This is a genomic window from Mesorhizobium sp. WSM4983 (assembly GCF_029625765.1).
In the GTDB taxonomy this organism is placed as follows: Bacteria; Pseudomonadota; Alphaproteobacteria; order Rhizobiales; family Rhizobiaceae; genus Mesorhizobium.
Genome location: NZ_JARTVM010000002.1, coordinates 78532 through 102527 on the forward strand (window position 1 = coordinate 78532; position 23996 = coordinate 102527).

Sequence of the window (23996 nt, forward strand, 5' to 3'; positions counted from 1 at the left end):
TTCGAATTCAGATCGCTTCGCGCAGGTGATAGGATTTCGGCCGGGTCAGGTTGTCGTAGCCGATGGCGGACAGCGCCGCGCCCTTGCCGGTGTCCTTGACGCCGGTCCAGACCAGCGCCGGATCGAGATAGTCGCAGCGGTTCATGAACACGGTGCCTGTCTGGACCCGGTCGCCGATCGCCACGGCGCGCTCGGTGTCGCGCGTCCAGATCGAGGCCGTCAGCCCATAGGGGCTGTCGTTCATCAGCGCGATGGCTTCCTCGTCGTCGCGCACCTTCATGATGCCGACGATCGGGCCGAAGCTTTCCTCGCGCATGACGCTCATCTGGTGGTCGACACCGGTCAGCACTTCCGGCGCCAGATAGGGCGAGCCCGGCCTGTCGTTTTCCACCTTCATGGCGATATGCGCCTTGGCGCCCTTGCGCAGCGCCTCTGCCTTCTGCTCGCGGATCAGGTCGGCGAAGCGTGCCTGCGCCATCGGACCCATGGTCGTCGCCTGCTCCAGCGGATTGCCGACGACATAGTTCCTGGTCTCGGCGACAAAACCTTCGACGAACTCGTCATAGACCTTTTCGTGCACATAGACGCGCTCGATGCCGCAGCAGCATTGGCCGGAATTGTAGAAGGCGCCGTCGACCAAATTGGCGACCGCATGGTCCATTTTGGCGTCGGGAAGGACATAGGCCGGATCCTTGCCGCCGAGCTCGAGGCCGAGCGTCATGAAGGTGCCGGCCGCGGCCTTCTCGATGGCGCGGCCGCCGGCAACCGAGCCGGTGAAGTTGACATGATCGATCTTGCCCGAGCCGAGCAGCCTTTCGGTCTGGTCGTGGTTCATGACCAGATTCTGGAACAGGCCTTTCGGCAGGCCCGCCTTGTCGAACGCCTGCTGGAAGCGCTCGCCGACCAGCAGCGTCTGCGCCGCATGCTTGAGGATGACCGCGCTTCCGGCCATCAGCGCCGGCACGATCGTGTTGACCGCGGTGAGATAAGGATAGTTCCACGGCGCGATCACCAGCACGACGCCAAGCGGCACCTTCTTGACATAGCGGCGAAAGCCGTCCTTCGGATTGGAGGCCATGATCGGCTTCAGCGCAGCTTCCGCGATCTCGACCATGTAGCTGGTGCGTTCCTTGACGCCGCCGAACTCGCCGCCATAGCGCACCGGCCGCCCCATCTGCCAGGCGATCTCGGGCACGATCTCGTCGCTGATGCCGACCAGCGCTTCCAGCATGGCCAGCATGTACTTGCCGCGCTCCGCGACCGGTGTCTCGGCCCACTTCTCCTGCGCCGCGCTGGCGCGCTCTACCGCCGCGTTGATCGCCTGATCCGTCGCGACCGGCCGCTCGGCATAGATCGAGCCATCGATGGGTGATTTAAGTTTTACGGTATCCAAGAAGACGTCTCCAAATTGACTCTTTCAGCAGGCGATGGCTCTGACATGACCATGCGCGGCATAGGCCAAAATGGCCTTGTCACGGGTTACGATAGTCAAATCGCGCTCCCGCGCGGTCGCTATCAGAATTCGATCCATTGGACCGCTGTGAACGACACCTGGGAGGTAGGAGGCCGCGATGAGAATACGTGGCGTCACCCCTTCCACTGTGACGGCCGCCGCCTCAACGAACTCGTCGAACCAACGGTCGGGCGTCTTCGTGGACGGCAACCTGCCCTTCGACACCAGCATGCCCATCTCCCATGCCGTCATGACCGATACGTTCAGCGTGCCGGACTGAGGAGCCTTGCTGATAGCCGTTGTCGCCGCATCGGCTATCGGTTCGTCCTGCGAAATCCAGATGACCGCGCAAGTGTCCAACAGAAGGTTCTCAGTCTTCATAGACCTTGCCCCAATCCTGCTCGACAGGCTCCGTCAGATCGACCTCTGGGAGGATAGTAAGCGTTCCCTTCATGCAGCCGAAGATCGGGTGCCGTGTCGGTGTCCCGCCGATCTCGGCCTGAGCCGATTCGCCGAACCCCTTTGCAGTGCCGGAACCTGGCTGAACGCGCCGAAAGACCAGATTTTCGCCCGCTATATTGACGGACTCAGTCTGGAACCCCGCGGCCAGCCACTCCTTTGTCATTGGATTGTTGCTGGGGTTATTGCTCCACCAAGCCGGATACTGCTTGGACGCCGGTAGCTTTTCGCCAAGCAGCTTCTCGATGTCGCTGAACGACATCGGAACCCGCTCGCCGGTTTGAGCCATAAGATACGAACGCAAAGGCGAATACTTTCCCATTCTCACGTTCCCGAACTCAACCAGCCAAGACTGCAGCTTTAGTTAGGTTCAGTCAACGTCGATTACAGCTTTAGTAGCGTTCAAACCCCCGGTGCAGTTCCCAATCCGTGATACGGCGGTCGTATTCGAACTGCTCCCAGCGGGCGGTGTGGACATAGTGCTCGATCACCTCCTCGCCGAAGGCCTGCTTCAGCATCGTGGAGCCTTCCAGCGTCTCGGTGGCATCGCGCAGCGTCTTCGGGATTTCCGGCAGTTGCGACGCCTGATAGGCGTCGCCGACAAACGGCTTCTGCAGCTCCAGCTTCTCGTCGATGCCGGCGAGACCGGCCGCGATCAGCGCGGCGAAGGCGAGATAGGGGTTGAGATCGGCGCCGCCGATGCGGCATTCCATGCGGATGCCCTTGGTACCCTCGCCGCACAGCCGGAATCCCGCCGTGCGGTTGTCCTCGCTCCACATGATCTTGGTCGGCGCGAAGGTGCCGGCCTGGAAGCGCTTGTAGGAGTTGATGTACGGCGCCAGGAACCAGGTGAACTCCTTGGCGTATTTGAGCTGGCCGGCCGCCCATTGCTGGCCGAGGCTCGACAGCGTCCATTCGGCGTTTTTGTCGAAGAACAGCGGCGTCCCGCCGTCGGCGCTCCACAGCGAATTGTGGATGTGGCTGGAATTGCCGGCGAGCCCGTAATTGTACTTGGCCATGAAGGAGATGGCCTTGCCTTCGGAATCGGCGATCTCCTTGGCGCCGGTCTTCAGGATGACGTGGCGATCCGCCATCTCGAGCGCCTCGGCATAGCGCACATTGATCTCTTCCTGGCCCGGACCCCACTCGCCCTTGGAATTTTCGATCGGGATACCGGCTGCCTCCATCTCGTTGCGGAGCCGGCGCATGACGCCTTCTTCCTTGGTGGTGATGCCGATCTGGTAGTCGCCGATATAGGGCGAAGCGCTGTCGAGCCCTTGCCAGTGCTTCCTGCGCGCCGATTCATAGGTTTCGCTGAACAGGTAGAATTCGAGCTCGGAGGCGAAGTAGCCGATATAGCCGCGCTCGCTCAGGCGCTTGACCTGCTTCTTCAGGATCGCGCGCGGCGAATGCGCGAGGTCCTCATGGTCGTGATGATCGAGCACGTCGCAGATGACCAGCGCCGTCTTCTCCAGCCATGGGACGCGCCGCAACGTCGACAGGTCGGGTTTCATGACAAAGTCGCCATAACCCTTCGACCAGCTCGCCGCCTTGTAGCCCGGCACCGGCTCCATATCGATGTCGCAGGCCAGCAGATAATTGCAGCCATGCGTCTCGCCATGCGCGGAATCGACGAAATACTGGGCCAGGAAGCGCTTCCCCGCGAGCCGGCCCTGCATGTCGACGATGCAGGCCAGCACCGTGTCGACCTCGCCGTTCGAGACCGCTTTCTTCAACTGATCGAACGAGAAATTCCCGGCCATTCCTTTGGCACTCCAACACTTGTCGATTGAAAGGGAGAAACGAAGCCCTGGCCGGCGTGACGCCGGCCAGGGCCATGATGTCCGATGTCAGTGGCCGGTCTCGCCGACCGCCTGCTCTGCCGCCTTGATCGCCGCCTGGCGCGCCGCGATGATGTCGCCGAGCGGCGGCCCCTGGAAGCGGTTGCGCTCGAAGGCGAACCAGACGACGGCCGTCAGGATGAAGAAGCCGACGGTGATGTAGAGCGCCCAGTCGTTCGGCGGCTGGATGCCGATGACGAAGATCAGGATCATCGACACGATCGAGAGCAGACCGAACAGCATGAAGATGCCGCGGCCCATGTTCCACGGCCCCATCTTGTCCCACTTCGGCGTCCCCCAGGCCATCATGCCGAGCACGATCGGCACGGTGAAGGAGAGGAACAGGAAGATGACGGTGCAGGACACCACGATCGTGTAGGCCGAGGTGCCGGCGACCGAGACCACCGACGAGCCCCACACGAACAGCACCGACAGGATCGAGGCTGTCCAGATCGCCGCCACGGGCGTGCGATAGGTCGGGCTGACCTTGGAAAGCGCTGCCGAGCCGGGCAGGCCGCCGTCTCGCGAGAAGGCGAAGATCATGCGCGAGGCCGACGTGACGGTGGCAAGGCCGCACAGCAGCTGTGCCAGGAACACGACGAGATAGACGAACTCCTTCAGTCCGGTTCCGACGCGCTGGTCGAAGGCCCAGAAGAACACGTTCCAGCCCTGCTTGGCGGCCTCGTCCATGTTCGGGATCATCAACACGAAGGCAGCCAGGAACAGGTAGCCGAACAGCGCCGACCAGATGACCGACATGACCATCGCGCGCGGCACGGAAGAAGCCGCCTTGATGGTTTCCTCCGACGTGTGCGCCGAGGCGTCATAGCCGGTGATCGTATAGATCGGCAGCAGGAGGCCCAGCGCGAAGACCCAGGCGTTCGAGACCTGCGGCCACACGCCGCCTCCGGCATCGCCTGAGTAGTTGTGGAAGGTGAAGAGGCGGCTGAAGTCCCAGGTCTCGGCCGAGAGCAGGCAGACCACCGCGATCAGGATCGAGCCGAAGAAGATCAGATAGCCCGAAAAGTCGGTTAGCTTTGCCGTCAGCTTGATGCCCAGATGGTTGATCAGCGCCTGCGCACCGGTGATGATGACCAGGAAGATCGTCTGGGTGGTCAGGTTGTTTTCAATGCCCAGCGCCGGCCCGAAAGCGCCGACGAAGAAAGTCCAGGTGCCGACGTTGATGGCGCCGAGCACGGTGATCAGGCCAAGCAGGTTGAGCCAGGCGGTAACCCAGCCGGTGCCGCGATTGCCGAGGATCGAGCCCCAGTGATAGAGGCCGCCGGCCGTCGGATAGGCCGAGCTGATCTGCGACATGGCGACCGCGAAGGTGAGCGACACGAAACAGCCCACCAGCCAGCCGATGCCGATGCCGATGCCGCCGGCGCCGGAGGTCGCCTGCGCCAGCGAGTTGATGCCGCCGGACAGGATGCAGATGATGGAGAAGGAAACCGCGAAATTCGAGAAGCGGCTGAGGCGCCGCTCCAGTTCTTGGGCATAGCCCATGCTGTGGAGGACTTGTATGTCCTCAGCCTTGTCGACTTCGGTGTAGTCATTTGCTGCCATGTTGGAAGTCCCCTGTGGTTTCTTAGCTGGCCGACTGTACTGACTTTCCCATTGCGCGTTGTCGGGAGCCCCTGGCCTCCTCGGGCTCCAGATTCGAGAATATGCCTGTGAGCAGATCCGCCCATTTCCGCTGCCCGGTCTCGCCGGAGATCTCGTCGTTGCGGATTTCGATCATCGCGCAGGCAAGGCCGCGCGAGCGCGCGTGCCGTTCCAGCGTGAAATAGACGCGGTCGGCCGGCGAATAGGGTTCGTTGACGCCAACGGTGACGCCGGACAGCCGCTTGAGCGCCGATATCAGCGGCGCTGCCAGCCGGCGATCGTCGTCATGGATGATGCCGATATGCCAGGGACGGCTCCTGCCCTTATAAACCGGCGTGAAGGAGTGCACCGACACCAGGCGCGTTTCCTGCCCGAGCGCCAGCCGCTGCTCGATGATCTCAGCGATCGAGTCGTGGAACGGACGCCACGCGAGATCGATCCGCTCCGCGCGCTGCTTGCCAGAGAGATTCGAATTGCCCGGAATGGCCGTCGCCTCGCTGACCGGCGGCACGAGGTCCGGCGCGTCGAGCGGGCGGTTGCAGTCGATCACCAGGCGCGAGATGCGGGTTTCGACCAGCGTGGCGTCGAGCGCGTCGGCCATCCGGCTGGCGACCGGCAGCGCGCCCGGATCCCAGGCGATATGCCGGGAGAGATCCTCGGCGGGCAGCCCGAGCGTTCCGAATTCGGCGGGCAGGAAGTTCGAGGCGTGATCGCAGGTGAGGACGAAGGGGCTCGAGCCGCCGGGGTTGGTCACCCTCACGGTCTCCGACGGTGCAAGGCTGGCGCGCCGTGCTTTGTCCATACTGCCGTCCCCTCGGGAGCGCTGTATCTTATGTTACGTAATTTGCCTCATTGCGCCCCTGCGAATGATTTCATACAGTTTACGCGGCTTTGTCAAACGCGGAATTCCGAAAACGGCGGCGACCGGGTCAAAGGGTGGGGAAAACGATGATCTCCAGTATTGCCGAACTGATTTCGGACCGCATCGGCACCATGCCGGCAGGCGAGCGCCGCGCCGCGCAGACGCTGATTGCCAACTATCCGCTGACCGGGCTGAAGACCGTGGCCGAGTTCTCGACCGCGGCGGGAGTCTCCTCACCGACGATTCTGCGTTTCGTCGCCAGGTTGGGTTTCCAGAACTATCCCGAATTCCAGTCGGCGCTGCAGGATGAACTGGCCGCGCAATTGCAGTCGCCGGCCTCTCGCACGCTCAACTCGGCGTCGCCCGCCAATGGCGGCGCCGTTTCGCCGATGCTGGAGGCGACGCTCGACAACATGCGCGAGACGTTCCGGCACCTTACCGACAAGCAGTTGGCCGACATTGCCGCACGGCTTGCCGAGCGCCGCGGCAAGACCTTTCTGATCGGCGGCCGCTTCACCGATCCGCTCGCGCGCTACATGGCAGCCCATCTCGCCATCATCCAGCCAGACGTCTACCACCTCGCCGGCCAGGAGAGCATCTGGCGCGACCGGCTGATTGACATGGGCAAGCGCGACGTCCTGGTTATCTTCGACATCAGGCGCTACCAGGAAAGTCTGCTCCGCTTTGCCGAGAAGGCGCACCAGCGCGGCGTCCAGATCGTGCTCTTCACCGATCAGTGGCTCTCGCCGATCGCCCGCTTCGCCCGCCATGTGATCGCCGGGCGTACCGCCGTGCCTTCGGCCTGGGATTCGTCCGCCGCCCTCTTTGTCGTCGCCGAAACGCTAATCGGCGCGGTCACGAGGCAGCTCGAAGCCGCCGGCGCCAAGCGCATCCGCGACCTGGAGAGCCTGCGCTAGGCAGTTCCGTCCGTTCGGTTTTCCTTTAACCGAATGGCGGCCGGCGTCCCCCAAATTGCGGCAAAAGGTGGGACCGAAGCGATGATCCCGCTTCACGTTACCGAGATTTAATGTGCACGTTTGCGTGATAATTGCCATAAAACGCTGATATTATGATGTGGCGTGGCCGGTATCGCTCTCACGCCGTATCGTCGCTCAGCCTGCTTCCACTTGGAACCGGCGGACGATTCTGCCGCTGGAGTGTCAATGTCGAGCTGGAAACAGATTGTTCTTGCGCTGGTGATCGTGGTTGCCGCTGCGGCCGCCTGGGCGCGCTTCTATCCCGGCGCGCCTGAGGTATTGGCACGCTGGGGTATGGACTGGGCGATTGCGGCGACGCCCCCCGCCACGGGAAGCATCGAGAGCGGTTCTGTCCGGTCCGGTCGCAATCGCGCCGGCCAGATCGTGACCATTGTCGCCTCCCCTGCCGGCACCGCCACCATCAACGACAGGCTTCAGGCGATCGGGACCGGCCGCGCCAATGCGACAGTCACTGTCAATCCATACTCTTCCGGCCGCCTCACCGAACTGCCGGTGCAGTCCGGCACCCATGTCGAAAAAGGCGATGTCATCGCCAGGCTCGATTCGGAGACGGAAGTGATTGCGCGCGACCGTGCCAAGGTCGCGCTCGACGACGCCCAGGCGAAGCTCGACCGGGTCAAGTCGCTGCGAGCCTCCAATGCCGCCACGCAAGTTGCCGTCGCGGATGCCGAGGTGGCGCTCGCCAATGCCAAGCTGGCGCTGCGCGATGCCGAGCTCGCGCTCGAGCGCCGCTCGGTCGTCGCGCCTATCGAAGGCACTGTCGGTATCCTGCCGATCGCCGCCGGCAACTATGTCACCAGCCAGTCGGCGATCGCCACGCTTGACGACCGCTCGAGCATATTGGTCGATTTCTGGGTGCCGGAGCGTTTCGCCGCCGCTGTAAAGGTCGGACAGCGATTGTCGGCCACGCCGCTGGCCAACCCCAACCAGGTCTATTCCGGCACGGTTTCGGCCATCGACAACCATATCGACGAGAACAGCCGCACGCTGCTCGTCAAGGCGACGATCGCCAACCCGGCGGATTCGCTGCGCGCCGGCATGTCGTTCCAGATCGCCATGAAATTCCCCGGCGACACCTATCCGGCCGTCAGCCCACTGGCCATCCAGTGGGGCACCGACGGCGCCTATATCTGGACCGTCGAAAACGGCAAGGCAAAGCGCGTGCCGGTGCGCATCATCCAGCGCAACACCGAGACGGTGCTGATCGATGCTCCCGTCGAGAGCGGCGATATGGTGGTGACCGAAGGCACGGAGAGTGTCAGCGAAGGCGGCGACGTCCGGATCGCCGGCGAGGACCGCGCCACCGCGGCCGAAGGCTCATGAGCGCCGCCGGCGACCAGACCGCGGGATCGGGCCTGACCGCGCTCTTTATCCGCAGGCCGGTCATGGCCTTCGTGCTCAACACGCTGATCGCGGTCGCCGGCCTCGCAGCCTTCTGGGGCGTCGAAATCCGCGAACTGCCGGATGTCGACCGCCCGGTCATCACCGTCAACACCACCTTCGAAGGCGCGGCCGCCGAAACCGTCGACCGCGAGTTGACCGACCCGATCGAGGGCGCCGTCGCGCGCGTCTCGGGTGTCAAGTCGATCTCGTCGACTTCATCTTTCGGCCAGAGCCGCGTCACCATCGAGTTCAGCGACGGCGTCGATCTCAATGTAGCCGCCTCCGATGTCCGCGATTCCGTCAGCCGCATCACCAACCAACTGCCCGAGACCGCCGATGCGCCGCGCATCGTCAAGGCCGACGCCAATTCCGACCCGGTGATGCGGCTGGCGGTCACGTCCGACACCATGTCGGTGCAGGACATGACGGTGCTGGTCCAGGACCGCATCGAGGACGAGCTCGCCGCCGTTCCAGGAGTCGCCGACGTCCAGGTATCCGGCGACCGCGACAAGATCTTCCGCATCGATGTCGACCAGAACAAGCTGGCAAGCCATGGCTTCACCGTGGCGGATTTGCGCAAGGCGCTCGCCTCCGTCGCCTTCGATTCCCCGGCCGGCTCGATCACCACCACCAACCAGGACCTCGTCGTGCGCACGACGGCCGACGTGACCACGCCGGAGGAATTCGAGAGCATCGTCATCGGCGGCGCGACGCGCATCCGCGACGTCGCGACCGTGACGCTCGGCCCCGACATCGGCCAGACCTCATTGCGCTCCGACGGCAAAACCGGCATCGGCCTCGGCATCATCCGCCAGGCGGAATCGAACACGCTCGATATATCGACCGGCGTCAGGGCTGCCGTCGAGAAACTCCAGGCAAATCTTCCGCAAGGCATGTCGATCAAGGTCACAAGCGACGATGCCGTCTTCGTCAACGGCGCGGTGCACGAGGTTGAGATCGCGCTCGCGCTTTCCGTCTCGATCGTGCTGATCGTCATCTACGCCTTCCTGCTCGACTGGCGCGCGACGCTGATCCCGGGCCTGTCGATGCCGGTCGCCATGATCGGCACCATCGCCGCGATCTACCTCGCCGGCTTTTCCATCAACATCCTGACGCTGCTGGCGCTGGTTCTGGCGACGGGCCTCGTCGTCGACGACGCCATTGTCGTGCTCGAAAACATCGTGCGCCGCCGCAACGAGGGCATGGGGCCGCGCGCGGCCGCCGTGCTCGGCACCCAGGAAGTCTTCTTCGCCGTCGTTGCCACGACGCTGACCCTGGTCGCCGTCTTCGTGCCGATCTCCTTCCTGCCGGGACAGACCGGCGGGCTCTTTCGCGAGTTCGGCTTCGTGCTGGCGATGTCGGTACTGCTCTCCTGCGTCGTGGCGCTGACGCTCTGCCCGATGCTCGCCTCGCGCATGCTGACCAGCGCCTCTCTTCACCACGAAGGCGGCAGCGGCGTGGGCGCTCGCATCGGCGGCGCATTGCATCGGCTCTACAAGCGCTGCCTGCATGCCTGCCTCGGCGCGCCCTGGATCGTAGTGCTCGTCGCTATGCTCTTCGCTGGCACCGCCTTCACTTTGTTCGGCACGATACGCCAGGAGCTGACGCCGACCGAAGACCGCGCCGTCGTTTTGCTGCGCATCAACGCGCCGCAAGGAGTCAGCCTCGACTACACGACCGAGCAGATGCGCAAGATCGAGCGGCTGATCCAGCCTTTGCGCGATTCCGGCGAGATCCGCAGCACCTTCGCGAATGCCGGCAACAACGGCGCCTACAATAGCGGTTTCATGGTGATGACGCTGGCGCCGTGGGCCGAGCGGACGCGCAGCCAGCAGGAGATCATGGCCGAGATCAGTCGCCTGACGAAGCAGGTGCCAAGCGTCCGCGTTTTCCCGGTTCAGCCCAACAGCCTTCGCATCCGCGGCGCCGGCAGCGGCCTGCAATTCGCCCTGGTCGGCAACGACCGCAAGGCGCTAAGCGCGGCGGCGGTGCAGATCGTCGAGGAGATGCGGCAGGATCCACGCTTCCAAGCGCCGCGACTCTCCGTCGACCTTACGCAGCCGCAGCTTGCCGTTGCCATCGACCGCGAGCGCGCCTCCGACCTCGGCATCGACATCACCGGGCTTGCGGACACGCTGCAGGCGATGCTCGACGGCAACGATGTCGTCGACGTCTACATCGCCGACCGCAGCTATGGCGTGAAGTTGGTCTCGACCACCAATCCCATCAACGATCCGACGGATCTAGAAAATATCTTCCTCAAAACGTCGGACGGCCGCTTCGTGCCGATGTCGACCATCGCCACGCTGACCGAGCGCGCCGTGCCGCCGTCCCTCACTCGCGAGCAGCAGCAGCCCTCGGTGGCGATCACCGCCAATCTGGGCGGCAGCTTCGCGCTCGGCGATGCGCTGACCCGCGCCGAGGAGATCGCAACACCGCTGCTGCCGTCGGACGCGCGGATCGTGCCGCTGGCCGAAGCGGCGACGCTTGGCGAGAGCAACAGCGCCATGGCGACCATTTTCGGTTTCGCGCTGGTCATCATCCTTCTGGTGCTGGCGGCCCAGTTCGAGAGCTTCGTCAGCGCCGTCATCATCATGGCGACAGTGCCGCTCGGGCTCGCCTGCGCCATCTTCGCGCTGCTCTTGTCGGGCACCAGCCTCAATGCTTACAGCCAGATCGGCCTGGTCCTCCTGGTCGGGGTCATGGCCAAGAACGGCATCCTGATCGTCGAGTTCGCCAACCAGCTGCGCGACCGCGGGCTTGGCGTGCGCGAGGCGATCGAAGAGGCTGCCACCATTCGCCTTCGCCCGGTGATGATGACGATGATCTGCACCGTGCTCGGCGGCGTGCCGCTGGTGCTGGCTTCGGGCGCAGGCGCCGAGGCGCGCGTGGCGCTCGGTTGGGTGATCGTCGGCGGCCTTGGCCTGGCGACCGTCTCCACGCTCTTCCTGACCCCTGTCGCCTATCTCTTGCTTGGCCGCTTCGTCACGCCCAAGGCGCATGAGGAAGCCCGCGTGAAGCGCGAACTCGAGCAAGCCGCCTATGCCAATGTCGAGCCGGCGGAATAGTGCGCAGGCACGAGCCAGGCAGCTCAGCTACTTGCCGGTGAAATCGGGCAGCCGAATGTATGGATTGCGCTGATCGTAGGGATATCTTGGCTCGCCTTTGCCAGACGAAACGGCTCCCGCTATGAGCACTCCTTTCGGCCCAAATTGATAATCGATGCCGGCACAAAGATGCGCGAGCGTTTCATAGTCGAAGTTGCGCAATTCGCTGCCGGCTGCGAATGCAGCCGCTTTCATCGCATCCGACGAAAGCGAGCCGAGCATGCTATTGCGATAGGCCCTGACCTTGGCCTTGCTGAGCCGCGATGACTGGCATTCAGAGCCGACGACGCGTCGCCAGCATGATATTTCTAATTGCGGTCGATGCTGGATCATTCAAGAGGCCGAATATTTATTGAGAAAATAGTTCGTACCCGGATCATTGGTCATCGACTTGCGCCAAATGGGCGGGAACTTGTCGGCGGCCTCGGCACTAAATGTACCTGCCATTGACACCAGGACGAATCCGACAAACCACCGTAGCCTCATAGACGCGACCTCGAGTTATTTTGATCAGGGCTTAACAAACACCTTGCCGTTCGGCTTGGCCAGCTCGTCCGACAGCCTGGCCATCGCCTCGTCCAGCGGCACCACCGCTGTCACATCCGTCGACCAGCGCCCGTCGGAAAACCTCTTCTGCGCCTCCAGCACCGCCGGGCCGAGCCGGTCGCGGAACTGCCGCATCCATTCGGCCAGCCAGAAGCCTTCGATGCGCTTGTGCTGGAAGATCAGTTGGCCGGGCTCGCGGATGACAGTCGCCTCGGCGTCGAGCCTCCCATAGACGATCCAGCGCGAGCGCTTCGGCATGGCTATGAAAATGGCCGAGGCAAGCGGTCCGGTGACTGCGTCCAGGAAGATGCGGGGCTGCTCCGCCTTCATCACCTCGCGCACCGCGGCCTCGAAATCCGCCGCCTTCTCGTTGAGCGCATGGGCGGCGCCCAGCTCTTTCAGCAGCGGGATCTGCTCGTCGCGGCGCACGGTGACGATCGGCCGAAAACCCTCCTCTTTCGCCAGCCCGATGATCAGCTTGCAGAGCTGGCTGGCGCCGGCAGTCATGATGAAAGCCTTCTCACCCTCCTGCTTGACGATGTCGAACATGGCTAAGGCGGTCAGCGGATTGACGATCATCGCCGCGGCGTCCTCGTCGCGCACCGTGTCGAGCAGTGGAATACAGGAAGCCGCCTCGGCGACCGCGTATTCTGCCCAGGCGCCCCAGTTCGACACGCCGGTGGCGAAGGCGACGCGCTTGCCCGCAAGGCTTTTTGCGTATGGATCGTCGCCAGTCGAGGCCACGATTCCGACGCCCTCAAATCCGGCCGGCCGGCCCTGCACACGGGGCTGGCCGTATTGCCCTGTGATGAAGGCGATATCGGACGGGTTGATTGAGGCGAGACTGACCTTGATCAGCGCTTGTGTCGGACCAGGCGCCGGCACGGCGATGCTGCCGGGCTTCAAATAAGGCTCCATCGCCTCCGGCACGCTGGCCGAAGGCGTTTTGCTGTAGCCGTCGCCGACAAGCAGCAAGCCTCGCATTTCCGATGGAAGCGTCATGGCGGTCAGATCTTCTCCTGGGTGTATTTCCTGAGCTCGGCGCGCGCCACCTGCCGCCGGTGCACGGCGTCCGGCCCGTCGGCCAATCGCAGAGTTCTCAGATGCGTCCACGAGCGGGCGAGCGGCGTGTCCTGGCTGATGCCTTGCGCGCCGAACATCTGCACCGCCTCGTCGGTGACCTTGAGCGCGACGCGCGGCGCTACCACCTTGATCTGGCTGATCCAAGGGGCCGCAGCGCGTGCATCGCCCTGGTCGATCATCCAAGCTGCCTTCAGACACAGGAGCCTCGCCATCTCGATCTCCATGCGGCATTCGGCGACGATGTCGAAATTGGCGCCGAGCTTTGCCAGCGATTGGCCGAACGCCTCGCGCCGCACCGAACGCTGGCACAGCATCTCCAGCGCCATCTCGGCCTGGCCGATCGCACGCATGCAATGATGGATGCGGCCTGGCCCAAGCCGTCCCTGCGCGATCTCGAAGCCCCTGCCCTCGCCGAGGATCAGGTTCGCCGCCGGCACCCGCACATCCTTGAACCTCAGATGCATATGGCCATGCGGCGCGTCGTCGTCGCCATAGACCTGCATAGGCCGGAGCTTGGTGATCCCCTCGCTCTCCGCCGGCACCAGGATCATCGAATGCCGGCGATGCTGCGGCTCCTCGTCCGAGCCGGTCCTCACCATGACGATATAGATGGCGCAGCGCGGATCGCCGGCCCCGGACGCCCACCATTTCTCGCCGTTAAGCACATAGTCGTCGCCCTGCCGCTCGCAGCGCATCGAAATATTGGTGGCATCGGATGAGGCGACGTCCGGCTCGGTCATCAGATAGGCCGAGCGGATCTTCCCTTCGAGCAGCGGCTCCAGCCATTGCCGCCTGTGCTCTTCCGAGCCGTAGCGCTCCAGCACTTCCATATTGCCGGTATCGGGCGCCGAGCAGTTGAAGGTCTCTGCGCCGAGATGCGCCTTGCCCATCTCCTCCGCCAGATAGGCATATTCGACCGTCGACAGGCCGTAGCCGCGCTTGGAATCGGTCAGCCAGAAGTTCCACAGCCCGCGCTCCCGCGCCGTCTTCTTCAGTCCTTCGAGGATTTCAGTCTGCCTGGCCGTGTAAGTCCAGCGGTCACCGTTTCTGCCGACCTCGGCGAGAAACTCCTCGCCGAGCGGTGCGATCTCGTCGCGCACCATCGCGGCCACGAGCTGATGGATCGGCTTCAGCCGCTCGGTCATGCCGAGGTTCATGTCCGCCATCGGTTCCGACCCTTTCGCTTCTTTATCCGTGGCAAGGATGACCGCACTTCGGCTAGCCTTGTCAACGCGAGTCCTTCGGTTCCGGCCGGGACGAGGCGCGCGGGAGGAATTAGGATGAGCTATCTCGACAAGCTGTTCTCGGTCGTCGGCAAGACCGCGCTTGTGACCGGTGCCGCAACAGGCATCGGCCGCATGGTGGCGACCGGACTGGTGCAGGCCGGCGCCACTGTGATGATCGCCTCGCGCAAGGGCGAGGACTGTGTGCGGGTCGCCGACGAGATCAACGCGCAGGGCAGCTCCGGTCGGGCCGAGGGGTTTGCCGGCGACGTGTCCAGCGAAGCGGGCATCGCCGCGCTGGTTGCCGAGGTGAAGGTCCGAACGGACCGGCTGCACATCCTGGTCAACAATGCCGGCATTTCCTGGGGCGCGCCGCTCGCAGAGTTTCCCTACCACGCCTGGACCAAGGTGTTCGGCGTCAACGTCACCGCCGTCTTCCATCTGACGCGCGAGCTTTTGCCGCTGCTCGATGCCGCAGCAAGCGACGATGACCCGGCCCGCGTGATCAATCTGGGCTCGGTGATGGGCACGCAGCCGCTGGCCGACGATGCCTATTCCTACACCGCCTCCAAGGCTGCGGTGCATCACCTGACGCGCACGCTGGCGATCGAATTCGCCGCCCGCCGCATCACCGTCAACGCCTTTGCGCCCGGTCCCTTCCAGAGCCGGATGACGGCCTTTGCCACCGCCACGGAGGAGCAGGCGAAACGTGTCGGCAGCCATGTTCCGCTCGGCCGCATCGGCGCGGCGGATGACATTGCTGGCGCAACGCTCTATTTGTGCAGCCGTGCCGGAAGCTATGTCACCGGCGCCATCCTGCCGATCGACGGCGGCCAGTCGGTGCAGCACGGGATGACATTGTTCAAGGAGTAGGACGCCCGGTTCAAGCAATCGCGATCCGGGCGGGGTGCGGAGGACATCAGCGTGGAACCGATCAGTCTCAATACGCTTCTGGCCAGCGTCGGCAAGGAAGTCGGCGTGTCGCCCTGGCGCACGGTGACGCAGCGCATGATCGATCAGTTCGCCGACGCCACCGATGATCACCAGTTCATCCATTGCGATCCGGAACGCGCCGCGCGCGAGACGCCGTTCGGCGGCACCATCGCGCACGGCTTCCTGTCGCTGTCGCTGCTGTCGGCCATGACCTTCGAGACCATGCCGCCGATCGAAAACACCAAGATGGGCGTCAATCACGGCTTCGACACGCTGCGCTTCCTGGCGCCGGTGAAGACCGGCTCGCGCATCCGCACCCATTTCGTGCTGGCCGACGTCAAGGTGCGGCCTTCCGGATGGGTGCAGACGGCGCACGACGTCACCATCGAGATCGAAGGATCGAAGAAGCCGGCGCTCACCGCGCGCTGGCTGACCCTGACGCTGATCGAGCGCCAGCCCGAGACCGCATGAGCGGCGACGCCAACGCGCTCGACCAAGCAGCGCTTGCGCCTTATCTCGAAGCGCATGTGCCTGGTTTTTCCAAGCTTTGCGCGGCCGAAAAATTCAAGTCCGGACAGTCGAACCCGACCTATCTGCTGACCGCCGCCAGCGGCCGCTACGTGCTGCGCGCCAAGCCGCCGGGGCAGTTGCTGAAATCGGCACATCAGGTCGACCGCGAATTCCGGGTCATGCAGGCGCTGAGCACGACCTCCGTGCCGGTGCCGCGCATGCTCCATCTTTCAGGCGAGATGACGCCGATCGGCCGCATGTTCTACGTCATGGAGTTCCTCGACGGGCGCATCTTCTGGGATCCGTCGCTGCCGGATACATCCGGCAATGACGAGCGTGCCGCGATCTACGACGCCATGAATGCGACCCTCGCCGCCCTGCACCAAGTCGATGTCGAGGCTGTGGGCTTAGGCGATTTCGGCAAGCCCGGCAGCTATTTCCAGCGCCAGTTCGCGCGCTGGACAAGTCAGTACCGCGCCTCCGAAACCGAAAGCATAGCCGCTATGGATCGGCTGATGACCTGGCTGGAGACGCATATGCCGGCCGATGACGGCCGGGTCTCGCTGGTGCATGGCGACTACCGATTGGACAATATGATTTTCGCCAAGGACGAGCCGAAGGTCATCGCCGTGCTCGACTGGGAACTGTCGACGCTTGGCCATCCTTTTGCCGACCTCGCCTATCAATGCATGCAATGGCGGCTGCCGCATGCGTCGGGCTTTCGCGGCCTAGACGGCATCGACCGCGCCTCGATCGGCCTGCCGTCCGAGGAGGCCTATGTCGCCGCCTATTGCCGCCGGCGCGGCATCGACGGCATCGGCAACTGGACCTTCTTCCTCGCCTTCTCCTTCTTCCGCCTGGCGGCGATCTGCCAGGGTGTCTACCGCCGCGCGCTGGACGGCAATGCCTCCAACCCGGAAAAGGCCAGGACCTATGGCGAGGCGGTGAAGCTGCTCGCCGCGCTGGCGGTGGAACTGATTGACAAGAAAAGTTGAGGGAGCCAAGCCACGGGCCGTTTCGATGGAGCGACGGTGCTGATCACCGGTGCGACAGGCGGTCTCGGCAGCGGCGCGGCCAAAGCCTTCGCCACTGAGGGCTCGCGGCCATGCGCAGGCGCTGGACGGCGGCATTAGCGCGATCTAGTTCGGAAAAAGTGGGTGGCGGCTTTCCTGTTCGGAATTAAGTAGGAACAAAGCGTTAGGGCGTATCTTGGGGAACCAGGCCGCTCCCTTGTCCGTTTCCGTACAGCGTATATAATTTTGTCAGGCAACCAACCATAAAGGCAGGCGGAAATTGCCGCTGAGCGTTCAGAAACGCCGCGAGAAACAGAAAGCCGAGCTTCGTTCCGAACTGGTCGACGCAGCTCACAAGCTCGTCCAGGAAGAGGGATACGAAGGGCTTACCATCCGCAAGCTTGCCAAGCGGGTCGGCTACGCGCCGATGTCGGTCTATTCCTATTTTGCCGATAAGCAGGACATCCTGTTCGCGCTCGCCGAGGACGCGTTCGAAACGCTTGCCCGCCGCATCGAGGAGCACCCGGCAGACGATCCCGTTGAGGCGCTGCGGGCTGTGATGACCGAGTATGCCGCCTTCGGGCTCGGCAATCCCAATGAATACCGCACCGTCTTCATGACAGAGAAGACCCGGCTGCCGGAAGGCCGGAGCTACGAGGACATGGAACAGGGCAATCCGGCGATGAAGGTGCTGATCAGCAGGGTCGAGGCCTGCGTCGCAGCCGGCAAGCTCAAAGGCGACCCTCGCGCCATAGCCACCATGCTGTGGACCGTTGGCCACGGCACGATCTCGCTGCTGATCACCTTTCCCTTCTATCCGTTCGGCGACCCCCAGGCCTATGTGAAGCGGATGTGCGACTTCATGCTGGCCTCGTTGTCGGCGCAAGACATACCCCCGCTCACCGAAACACCGGTCAACTGCTGACCGGCTTCGCCGGCTTGACACAACGCCGGTCGCTTGATTTGCGACGCCGGTTACTCGGTTCAAGCTAATTTGTCGTACGCGTACAAATTCCCTCTTGAATTCAGCCTCCATTAACCGTATCTGTACGCTGTGTCGTACGTGTACGATCGGAGACGGAAAGATGAAAAAGACAATCCTCGCGCTCGCTGCCTTGCTGGCTTTCTCGGGCGCCGCTTTCGCTGGCGGGATCCAGCCGGCCAAGCACGCCCCTGCGGCCTGCACCCAGGCTAACACCAATCAGGCGCTCGACTGCGCCGCGACCGGCTCGGTGGAAAAGACCGATGCCGCCAACATCCAGACGACCAAGAGCCCGCGGCTCGGCATCGACGTGAACCCTTGGTTCGTCCCCGGCCTCTAATCAGGCCAAATCGCAAACGAAAACGGGCGGCGCTTGGCCGCCCGTTTCGTTTCGCCTGAAGCCCGATTTGACTGCGGCGGCGGCTCTACTTCTTGCGCGACTTCATTCCAGGCAAGGTCTTGGCCCTGCCAGGCTTTGCCGGCCCGCCGGGGATGGTGGTGCTGGTAATCGACACCGGATCGCTGGCCGGGAAGGTGTCCTCGAGGCCTTCCTCGAGTTCTTCTTCCTCGATCTCGCGATCCCGCTCCAGCGAACGGACCGCCTCTGTCTTCTTGGGCGTCTTCGGCGCGGATTTGGACGGCATCGGCAGTCTCCTCGCAAGCCGCAGAAACGGCCCGGACCGGTGAAGGTTCCCCGAGGCCGGCCCTTTCGGACCGGTTGGCGCAGGATCAGTTCGGCGCGTCGCTCGCCGCTTCCGACAGCAAAGTAAATACATAGTCCGAGAAGGAACGCCAGCATTCCACCCGGAACGTGTCTTCAGCGGTACGCAGCAGCACGATCTCGGACTTGCCGAGAATGGTGCGCGATGCTGCCCCGACCGGGAAGGCCTCGAGCGACAGGTCCTGTGGGCAACCGGAACTGACCGTCACCGCGGCCGCCGGCCCGGCAACCGAGATCGCCACATTGCGATGCGAGATGCCGACCGCGGAGTGCAGCGCCGAAACCTTGGCGCAGTCGGCCAGCGGATCGTTGCCGGCATCGTCGATGACCAGCCATTCGTCCGGCCCGAGCCATAAGGCGGTGCGCCCGCCTTTCGCCGCCGAGGTCTTCGGCTTCGACGGCAGCGTCACGCCGAGCGCCTTGGAGAGCGCGGCGACGGAAGCTTCGGGCGCGCGCAGCGAGATGCGTTCGGCCGGCGGTAGGATCTCGACCTTGACGCCCGGCGCCGACACCGCGCGCCCGGCAAGTGCCGGACGCCGTTCGGCGGCAGCTGAAGCGTCGGCGGCTTTTGCCTTGGCGGTAGCCTTACCCATTGAGGCGCTCCCCCTTTTCGTCGACGAACACCATCCCGGTGACCTCCACCTCGATCGTGCCGTTCGGCATCGGCACATAGAGCGTCTGGCCCATGCGATCACGGCCGCCGGCGACCAGCGCCAGCGCGATCGAGCGCCCGCAGTTCTCCGACCAGTAGCTGGAGGTGACGTGGCCGATCATCTTCATCGGGATCGCCTGTTTCGGATCCTCGACGATCTGCGCGCCTTCTTCCAACACGACCTTCGGATCCTTGGCCTTCAGGCCGACCAGTTGCTTGCGGCCCTTGGCGACGAGATCCGCGCGCATCATGCCGCGGATGCCGACGAAGTCGGTCTTCTTCTTGCCGACCGCCCAGTCGAGACCGGCATCGTTCGGCGTCACCGTGCCGTCCGTATCCTGGCCGACGATGATGTAGCCCTTTTCGGCGCGCAGCACGTGCATCGTTTCGGTGCCGTAAGCGGTCGCGCCATGCTTCTGGCCTTCGGCCCACAGCGCTTCCCACACCGCTTCGCCATAGTCGGCCGGCACGTTGACCTCGAAGCCGCGCTCGCCGGTGAAAGACATGCGGAACAGCCGCGTCGGCACGCCGCAGATCTTGCCTTCTCGCACCGACATATGCGGCAGTGCCTCGTCCGACATGTCGATGCCTTCGACCAAAGGCTCGATGATTTTCCGCGCGCTCGGCCCCTGCACGGCGATCACCGCCCATTGCTCGGTGATCGAGGTCAGCCAGACATTGAGATGCGGGAACTCGGTCTGGAGATAATCCTCCATGTGATGCATGACACGCGGCGCGCCGCCGGTGGTCGTCGTCACATGGAAGCGGTCCGGCGCCAGCCTGCCGACGACGCCGTCATCATAGATGAAGCCGTCCTCGCGCAGCATGATGCCGTAGCGGCAGCGGCCGGGCTCCAGCTTCTCCCACGGGTTGGTGTAGAGCAGCTCCATGAACTTCGCCGCATCCGGCCCGACCACCTCGATCTTGCCGAGCGTGGAGGCGTCGAACAGGCCGGCCGCTTTGCGCACCGTCACGCATTCGCGGTTGACAGCGGCGTGCATGTCCTCGCCGGCTTTTGGGAAATACCAGGCGCGCTTCCACTGGCCGACATCCTCGAACACGGCACCTTGGGCGGCCGCCCAGCCATGCGTCGCCGTGCGGCGCGTCGGGTCGAACAGCGCGCCACGCGCATGGCCGACGATCGAGCCGAAGGTGACCGGGGTATAGGGCGCGCGGAACGTGGTGAGACCGACCTGCGGGATCGGCTTGCCGAGCGTCTCGGCGGCGATCGCCAGGCCGTGCATGTTCGACGTCTTACCCTGGTCGGTCGCCATGCCGTTGGTGGTGAAGCGCTTGACGTGCTCGATCGAGTGCATGCCCTCATGCACCGCCTGGCGAATGTCCTTGGCGGTGACATCGTTCTGAAAATCGACGAAGGCCTTGACCGTGGTGCCCGGCCCGGCGCCGGGCGCAGCGCCAAGCATGCCGCGTGACCAGCTTTCACTGGCATCGACCTTTGGCTTGGCGCCCTTGCCCATCTTGCCGCTGGAATCCTTGCCGCCGGCGTCCCTTGCCGCCTGGGCGCCTGCCGCATGGGCCTCGTCGACCGTTGCCTCCAGACCGTCCGTGCCGTTGCAGGCGCCGACCGAGACGCAGTCCTGCGCATAGGTCCCCGGCACGAAGCGTCGCGCCTCCTCGTTGAAGGCGACTTTGCCGCGCGACTGCGAGAACAGATGCACCGACGGCGTCCAGCCGGCGGACATCAGGATGGCGTCGACCGCGATCGTGCGCTCGCCGCCGCCGTTCTTCGGCTGCACCGTCATCGACGATACGCGCAGCTTGCCGCCGGCGCTAACCACAGCGCGACCGAAATTGATCTCGATGCCGAGGCTCCTCGCTTCGTCGATCACCGCCCCCGACGGGTTGTCGCGCAGGTCGACGATGGCAGCGACATTGACGCCGGCCTTCCTCAGGTCGATCGCGGCCGCGTAGGCCGAGTCGTTTGCCGTATAGACGCCGACATTCCTACCGACCGCCACGCCATAGTGGTTGAGGTAGGTGCGCGCCGCCGATGCCAGCATGACGCCCGGCCGGTCGTTGTTGGCGAACACCATATGCCGCTCGATGGCGCCGGTCGCGAGCACGACCCGCTTGGCGCGAACCTGCCACAGGCGCTCGCGCGCCAGCTCCCGGCCGGGGCTCTTGAGATGGTCGCTGACCCGCTCGACCAGGCCGACGAAGTTCTGCGCGTAGTACCCGAAAGCTGTCGTGCGCGACAGCACTCGGACATTGTCCATCGCCTTGAGTTTGGCGATCGCGGCTTGTGCCCAGGCAAAGCCGTCCTCGCCATCGATCCTGGCGCCGCTCTCGAAGCGCAGGCTGCCGCCGAATTCGGCCTGCTCGTCGGCGAGGATCACCCGCACGCCGGTTTCGGCTGCGGCAAGCGCCGCAGTGATGCCGGCCGCACCGCCGCCCAGCACCAGCACGTCGCAATGCGCGTAGCGCGCCGCATAATGGTCGGGATCCGGCCGGTCGGGGGAAACGCCAAGGCCGGCCGTCGCGCGGATCTTCGGCTCATAGAAGTTCAACCAGGCCGACTTCGGCCACATGAAGGTCTTGTAGTAGAAGCCGGCCGAGAACATCGGCGAGGCAATGTCGTTGACCGCGCCGACATCGAAGGCGAGCGAGGGCCAGCGGTTCTGCGAATGGGCGGTCAGCCCGTCATAGAGCTCCTGCACGGTCGCCCGCACATTCGGCGTCTTGCGCGCGTCGTCGCGCACGATCTGCACCAGCGCGTTGGGTTCTTCCGCGCCGGCCGAGAGGAAGCCGCGCGGCCGGTGGTACTTGAAGGAGCGGGCGACGAGATGCACGCCGTTGGCGAGCAGCGCCGAGGCCAGCGTGTCGCCCTCGATCCCGATATACTGCTTGCCGTCGAAGCTGAACGAGGCGGTCTTCGCCTGGCTGAGACGCCCGGCGCCGGAAATGCGGAAGGCGGCGTTCATTTCGAGGCTCCAGGCAGCTTCGCAGGCTTCGGCTCGCCGGCCTTGTAGGTCATGACGAACTTGTCGGTCACGGTGTCGCGCACGGCGTTGAAAAAGCGCGCGCAGCCATGGATGTGCCGCCAGCGCTCATAGATCACGCCCTTGGGGTTCGAGCGGATGAAGAAGAATTTCTCGAAATCGTCGTCGCTCTCGGCGGCAATGTTGGTCGGGCGCGCAATATGCGCCTCGCCGGCATTGCGGAACTCGAGTTCCGGGCGCTCTTCCTCGCAATAGGGGCAGCGGATGAGAAGCATCTAGGTTGATCCTACAATTCGCCATGGCTGACGCGGGCGCCGGCCGGTTGATCGCAAAGCTTCTGGCAGGCCATCTCGGCCATCATCAATGCGCCACCGCCGCCGCCGCCGCTTCGTCGATGAGACGGCCGGTGCGGAAGCGCTCGAGCGTGAAGGGCGCGTTGATCGGGTGCGGGTCGTCCCTGGCGATGGTGTGGGCAAAGACGTTGCCCGAACCTGGCGTCGCCTTGAAGCCGCCCGTGCCCCAGCCGCAATTGACATAGAGGCCCTTGACCGGCGTCTTAGCCAGGATCGGCGAGCGGTCGGGGGTCACATCGACGATGCCGCCCCAGGAGCGCAGCATCTTCATGCGGGTGAAGATCGGGAACATCTCGCAGATGGCGTCGAGCGTGTGCTGCAGGATGTGCAGGCCGCCGGTTTGCGAATAGGAGATATACTGGTCGGTGCCGGCGCCGATGACCAGCTCGCCCTTGTCGGACTGCGAGATATAGGCGTGCACCGTATTCGACATGATGACGCATGGCACCACCGGCTTGACCGGCTCCGAGACCAGCGCCTGCAACGGATAACTCTCCAACGGCATGCGCACGCCGGCCATATCCATGATGACCGACGAATGGCCGGCCGCGACGACGCCGACCTTCTTGGCGCCGATGAAGCCGCGCGTCGTCTCGACGCCGGTGACCGCGCCGTTGGCCGCGCGCTTGACGCCGGTGACCTCGCAGTTCTGGATGATGTGCACGCCGCGCGCCGAGGCGCCGCGCGCATAACCCCAGGCGACCGCATCGTGGCGGGCCGTGCCGCCGCGGCGCTGCAGCGCGGCACCCATGACCGGATAGCGCGCCTCCTTGGAAATGTTGAGCGGCGGACAGAACTCCTTCGCCTGTTCCGGCGTCAGCCACTCATTGTCGATGCCGTTGAGGCGGTTGGCATGGATGTGGCGCTTGAACACCTGAACGTCATGCACATTGTGCGCGAGCATCATGACGCCGCGCGCCGAATACATGACGTTGTAGTTGAGCTCCTGGCTCAGTCCGTCCCACAACTTCAGCGCATGGTCGTAGATGCCGGCGCTTTCGTCATAGAGATAGTTGGAGCGGATGATGGTGGTGTTGCGGCCGGTGTTGCCGCCGCCGAGCCAGCCCTTTTCCAGCACCGCGACATTGGTGATGCCGTGCTCGGTCGCCAGATAATAGGCGGTGGCCAGGCCGTGGCCGCCGGCGCCGACGATGATGACGTCATATTCCTTCTTCGGCTCGGGTGAGGTCCATTGCTCTTCCCAGCCCTTGTGGCCGCGCATCGCCTCGCGGGCAATGGCGAATACGGAGTATTTCTTCACGTTCAGCCTCGCGCCAAAAATCGCGGATCTCGGCCGGGCATTCCCCGGCGC

22 protein-coding genes are annotated in these 23996 nt (G+C 64.2%); 8 read left to right on the forward strand and 14 right to left on the reverse strand.

The window, feature by feature from the left end:
• Positions 1 to 7: 7 nt before the first annotated feature.
• The 6 genes from P9254_RS07640 to P9254_RS07665 form a co-directional block, all read right to left on the reverse strand.
• Positions 8 to 1393, reverse strand: coding sequence for an aldehyde dehydrogenase family protein (locus P9254_RS07640; protein WP_278053052.1), 1386 nt, complete (start codon positions 1391 to 1393; stop codon positions 8 to 10).
• A gap of 24 nt (positions 1394 to 1417) precedes the next feature.
• On the reverse strand, positions 1418 to 1834 hold the full coding sequence (locus P9254_RS07645) for a type II toxin-antitoxin system VapC family toxin (RefSeq protein WP_278053053.1): 417 nt from the start codon (positions 1832 to 1834) through the stop codon (positions 1418 to 1420).
• Positions 1824 to 2234, reverse strand: coding sequence for a DUF7662 domain-containing protein (locus P9254_RS07650; protein WP_095823439.1), 411 nt, complete (start codon positions 2232 to 2234; stop codon positions 1824 to 1826). Before P9254_RS07650 ends, P9254_RS07645 begins: the two co-directional genes overlap by 11 nt.
• A 70-nt stretch (positions 2235 to 2304) precedes the next feature.
• On the reverse strand, positions 2305 to 3675 hold the full coding sequence (locus P9254_RS07655; protein WP_278053054.1) for a glutamine synthetase family protein: 1371 nt from the start codon (positions 3673 to 3675) through the stop codon (positions 2305 to 2307).
• Between the two features lie 87 nt (positions 3676 to 3762).
• Positions 3763 to 5319 (reverse strand): amino acid permease, encoded by a 1557-nt coding sequence (locus P9254_RS07660; RefSeq protein WP_067002581.1) that lies wholly within the window; start codon positions 5317 to 5319, stop codon positions 3763 to 3765.
• A gap of 22 nt (positions 5320 to 5341) precedes the next feature.
• Entirely contained in the window at positions 5342 to 6160 is an 819-nt protein-coding gene (locus P9254_RS07665; protein ID WP_127246100.1) for an N-formylglutamate amidohydrolase, read from the reverse strand.
• A 146-nt stretch (positions 6161 to 6306) separates the two neighbouring features.
• Here P9254_RS07665 and P9254_RS07670 point away from each other — a divergent pair, with 146 nt between their 5' ends.
• The 3 genes from P9254_RS07670 to P9254_RS07680 all read left to right on the forward strand — a co-directional run bounded on the left by P9254_RS07670 (position 6307) and on the right by P9254_RS07680 (position 11669).
• Positions 6307 to 7137, forward strand: a complete 831-nt coding sequence (locus tag P9254_RS07670; RefSeq protein WP_067002767.1) for a MurR/RpiR family transcriptional regulator — start codon at positions 6307 to 6309, stop codon at positions 7135 to 7137.
• A 246-nt stretch (positions 7138 to 7383) separates the two neighbouring features.
• Positions 7384 to 8541 (forward strand): efflux RND transporter periplasmic adaptor subunit, encoded by a 1158-nt coding sequence (locus tag P9254_RS07675; protein WP_278053055.1) that lies wholly within the window; start codon positions 7384 to 7386, stop codon positions 8539 to 8541.
• Positions 8538 to 11669 (forward strand): efflux RND transporter permease subunit, encoded by a 3132-nt coding sequence (locus tag P9254_RS07680; protein ID WP_278053056.1) that lies wholly within the window; start codon positions 8538 to 8540, stop codon positions 11667 to 11669. The genes P9254_RS07675 and P9254_RS07680 overlap by 4 nt, the downstream gene beginning before the upstream one ends.
• 27 nt (positions 11670 to 11696) lie before the next feature.
• Here the strand turns inward: P9254_RS07680 and P9254_RS07685 are convergent, their stop codons facing one another.
• From P9254_RS07685 to P9254_RS07695, 3 genes are all read right to left on the reverse strand, one after another.
• Positions 11697 to 12041, reverse strand: coding sequence for a hypothetical protein (locus P9254_RS07685; RefSeq protein ID WP_278053057.1), 345 nt, complete (start codon positions 12039 to 12041; stop codon positions 11697 to 11699).
• A gap of 177 nt (positions 12042 to 12218) precedes the next feature.
• On the reverse strand, positions 12219 to 13256 hold the full coding sequence (locus P9254_RS07690; RefSeq protein ID WP_278053058.1) for a zinc-binding dehydrogenase: 1038 nt from the start codon (positions 13254 to 13256) through the stop codon (positions 12219 to 12221).
• Between the two features lie 5 nt (positions 13257 to 13261).
• Positions 13262 to 14503: an acyl-CoA dehydrogenase family protein gene (locus P9254_RS07695; RefSeq protein WP_278053059.1), complete on the reverse strand. Its 1242-nt coding sequence runs from the start codon at positions 14501 to 14503 to the stop codon at positions 13262 to 13264.
• Positions 14504 to 14617: 114 nt separating this feature from the next.
• On the opposite strand from P9254_RS07695, the gene P9254_RS07700 reads away from it, so the two are divergent.
• The 5 genes from P9254_RS07700 to P9254_RS07720 all read left to right on the forward strand — a co-directional run bounded on the left by P9254_RS07700 (position 14618) and on the right by P9254_RS07720 (position 18338).
• Positions 14618 to 15433 carry an SDR family oxidoreductase gene (locus P9254_RS07700; protein WP_278053060.1) on the forward strand — a complete coding sequence of 272 codons (816 nt, stop codon included), beginning with the start codon at positions 14618 to 14620 and terminating at the stop codon, positions 15431 to 15433.
• Between the two features lie 45 nt (positions 15434 to 15478).
• Positions 15479 to 15964, forward strand: a complete 486-nt coding sequence (locus tag P9254_RS07705; RefSeq protein ID WP_442920305.1) for a MaoC family dehydratase — start codon at positions 15479 to 15481, stop codon at positions 15962 to 15964.
• Positions 15961 to 16998: a phosphotransferase gene (locus P9254_RS07710; protein ID WP_127324640.1), complete on the forward strand. Its 1038-nt coding sequence runs from the start codon at positions 15961 to 15963 to the stop codon at positions 16996 to 16998. The genes P9254_RS07705 and P9254_RS07710 overlap by 4 nt, the downstream gene beginning before the upstream one ends.
• Before the next feature lie 298 nt (positions 16999 to 17296).
• On the forward strand, positions 17297 to 17941 hold the full coding sequence (locus tag P9254_RS07715; protein WP_095823445.1) for a TetR/AcrR family transcriptional regulator: 645 nt from the start codon (positions 17297 to 17299) through the stop codon (positions 17939 to 17941).
• Between the two features lie 160 nt (positions 17942 to 18101).
• Entirely contained in the window at positions 18102 to 18338 is a 237-nt protein-coding gene (locus tag P9254_RS07720; protein ID WP_278053062.1) for a DUF680 domain-containing protein, read from the forward strand.
• Between the two features lie 85 nt (positions 18339 to 18423).
• Here P9254_RS07720 and P9254_RS07725 read toward each other — a convergent pair whose 3' ends face one another.
• The 5 genes from P9254_RS07725 to P9254_RS07745 form a co-directional block, all read right to left on the reverse strand.
• Positions 18424 to 18642 carry a hypothetical protein gene (locus P9254_RS07725; RefSeq protein ID WP_095778807.1) on the reverse strand — a complete coding sequence of 73 codons (219 nt, stop codon included), beginning with the start codon at positions 18640 to 18642 and terminating at the stop codon, positions 18424 to 18426.
• An 85-nt stretch (positions 18643 to 18727) separates the two neighbouring features.
• Entirely contained in the window at positions 18728 to 19312 is a 585-nt protein-coding gene (locus tag P9254_RS07730) for a sarcosine oxidase subunit gamma (RefSeq protein ID WP_278053064.1), read from the reverse strand.
• Positions 19305 to 22313, reverse strand: coding sequence for a sarcosine oxidase subunit alpha (locus P9254_RS07735; protein WP_278053065.1), 3009 nt, complete (start codon positions 22311 to 22313; stop codon positions 19305 to 19307). The genes P9254_RS07730 and P9254_RS07735 overlap by 8 nt, the downstream gene beginning before the upstream one ends.
• The gene (locus tag P9254_RS07740) at positions 22310 to 22606 is read right to left on the reverse strand and encodes a sarcosine oxidase subunit delta (protein ID WP_067325793.1); all 297 of its coding nucleotides are present in this window, start codon (positions 22604 to 22606) and stop codon (positions 22310 to 22312) included. The genes P9254_RS07735 and P9254_RS07740 overlap by 4 nt, the downstream gene beginning before the upstream one ends.
• A gap of 85 nt (positions 22607 to 22691) precedes the next feature.
• Complete coding sequence (locus tag P9254_RS07745; protein ID WP_067002609.1) at positions 22692 to 23945, reverse strand: sarcosine oxidase subunit beta; 1254 nt, start codon at positions 23943 to 23945, stop codon at positions 22692 to 22694.
• Positions 23946 to 23996: the final 51 nt, after the last annotated feature.

Excerpts from the sequence above, each read along its gene's own strand:
- P9254_RS07735 (WP_278053065.1), bottom strand. The coding sequence starts at position 22,313 with ATGAACGCCGCCTTCCGCATTTCCGGCGCCGGGCGTCTCAGCCAGGCG.
- P9254_RS07665 (WP_127246100.1), bottom strand. The coding sequence starts at position 6,160 with ATGGACAAAGCACGGCGCGCCAGCCTTGCACCGTCGGAGACCGTGAGG.
- P9254_RS07700 (WP_278053060.1), top strand. The coding sequence starts at position 14,618 with ATGAGCTATCTCGACAAGCTGTTCTCGGTCGTCGGCAAGACCGCGCTT.
- P9254_RS07710 (WP_127324640.1), top strand. The coding sequence starts at position 15,961 with ATGAGCGGCGACGCCAACGCGCTCGACCAAGCAGCGCTTGCGCCTTAT.
- P9254_RS07725 (WP_095778807.1), bottom strand. The coding sequence starts at position 18,642 with ATGCCGTCCAAATCCGCGCCGAAGACGCCCAAGAAGACAGAGGCGGTC.
- P9254_RS07740 (WP_067325793.1), bottom strand. The coding sequence starts at position 22,606 with ATGCTTCTCATCCGCTGCCCCTATTGCGAGGAAGAGCGCCCGGAACTC.
- P9254_RS07730 (WP_278053064.1), bottom strand. The coding sequence starts at position 19,312 with ATGGGTAAGGCTACCGCCAAGGCAAAAGCCGCCGACGCTTCAGCTGCC.
- P9254_RS07660 (WP_067002581.1), bottom strand. The coding sequence starts at position 5,319 with ATGGCAGCAAATGACTACACCGAAGTCGACAAGGCTGAGGACATACAA.
- P9254_RS07720 (WP_278053062.1), top strand. The coding sequence starts at position 18,102 with ATGAAAAAGACAATCCTCGCGCTCGCTGCCTTGCTGGCTTTCTCGGGC.
- P9254_RS07690 (WP_278053058.1), bottom strand. The coding sequence starts at position 13,256 with ATGACGCTTCCATCGGAAATGCGAGGCTTGCTGCTTGTCGGCGACGGC.
- P9254_RS07645 (WP_278053053.1), bottom strand. The coding sequence starts at position 1,834 with ATGAAGACTGAGAACCTTCTGTTGGACACTTGCGCGGTCATCTGGATT.
- P9254_RS07670 (WP_067002767.1), top strand. The coding sequence starts at position 6,307 with ATGATCTCCAGTATTGCCGAACTGATTTCGGACCGCATCGGCACCATG.
- P9254_RS07680 (WP_278053056.1), top strand. The coding sequence starts at position 8,538 with ATGAGCGCCGCCGGCGACCAGACCGCGGGATCGGGCCTGACCGCGCTC.
- P9254_RS07675 (WP_278053055.1), top strand. The coding sequence starts at position 7,384 with ATGTCGAGCTGGAAACAGATTGTTCTTGCGCTGGTGATCGTGGTTGCC.
- P9254_RS07650 (WP_095823439.1), bottom strand. The coding sequence starts at position 2,234 with ATGGGAAAGTATTCGCCTTTGCGTTCGTATCTTATGGCTCAAACCGGC.
- P9254_RS07655 (WP_278053054.1), bottom strand. The coding sequence starts at position 3,675 with ATGGCCGGGAATTTCTCGTTCGATCAGTTGAAGAAAGCGGTCTCGAAC.
- P9254_RS07695 (WP_278053059.1), bottom strand. The coding sequence starts at position 14,503 with ATGGCGGACATGAACCTCGGCATGACCGAGCGGCTGAAGCCGATCCAT.
- P9254_RS07685 (WP_278053057.1), bottom strand. The coding sequence starts at position 12,041 with ATGATCCAGCATCGACCGCAATTAGAAATATCATGCTGGCGACGCGTC.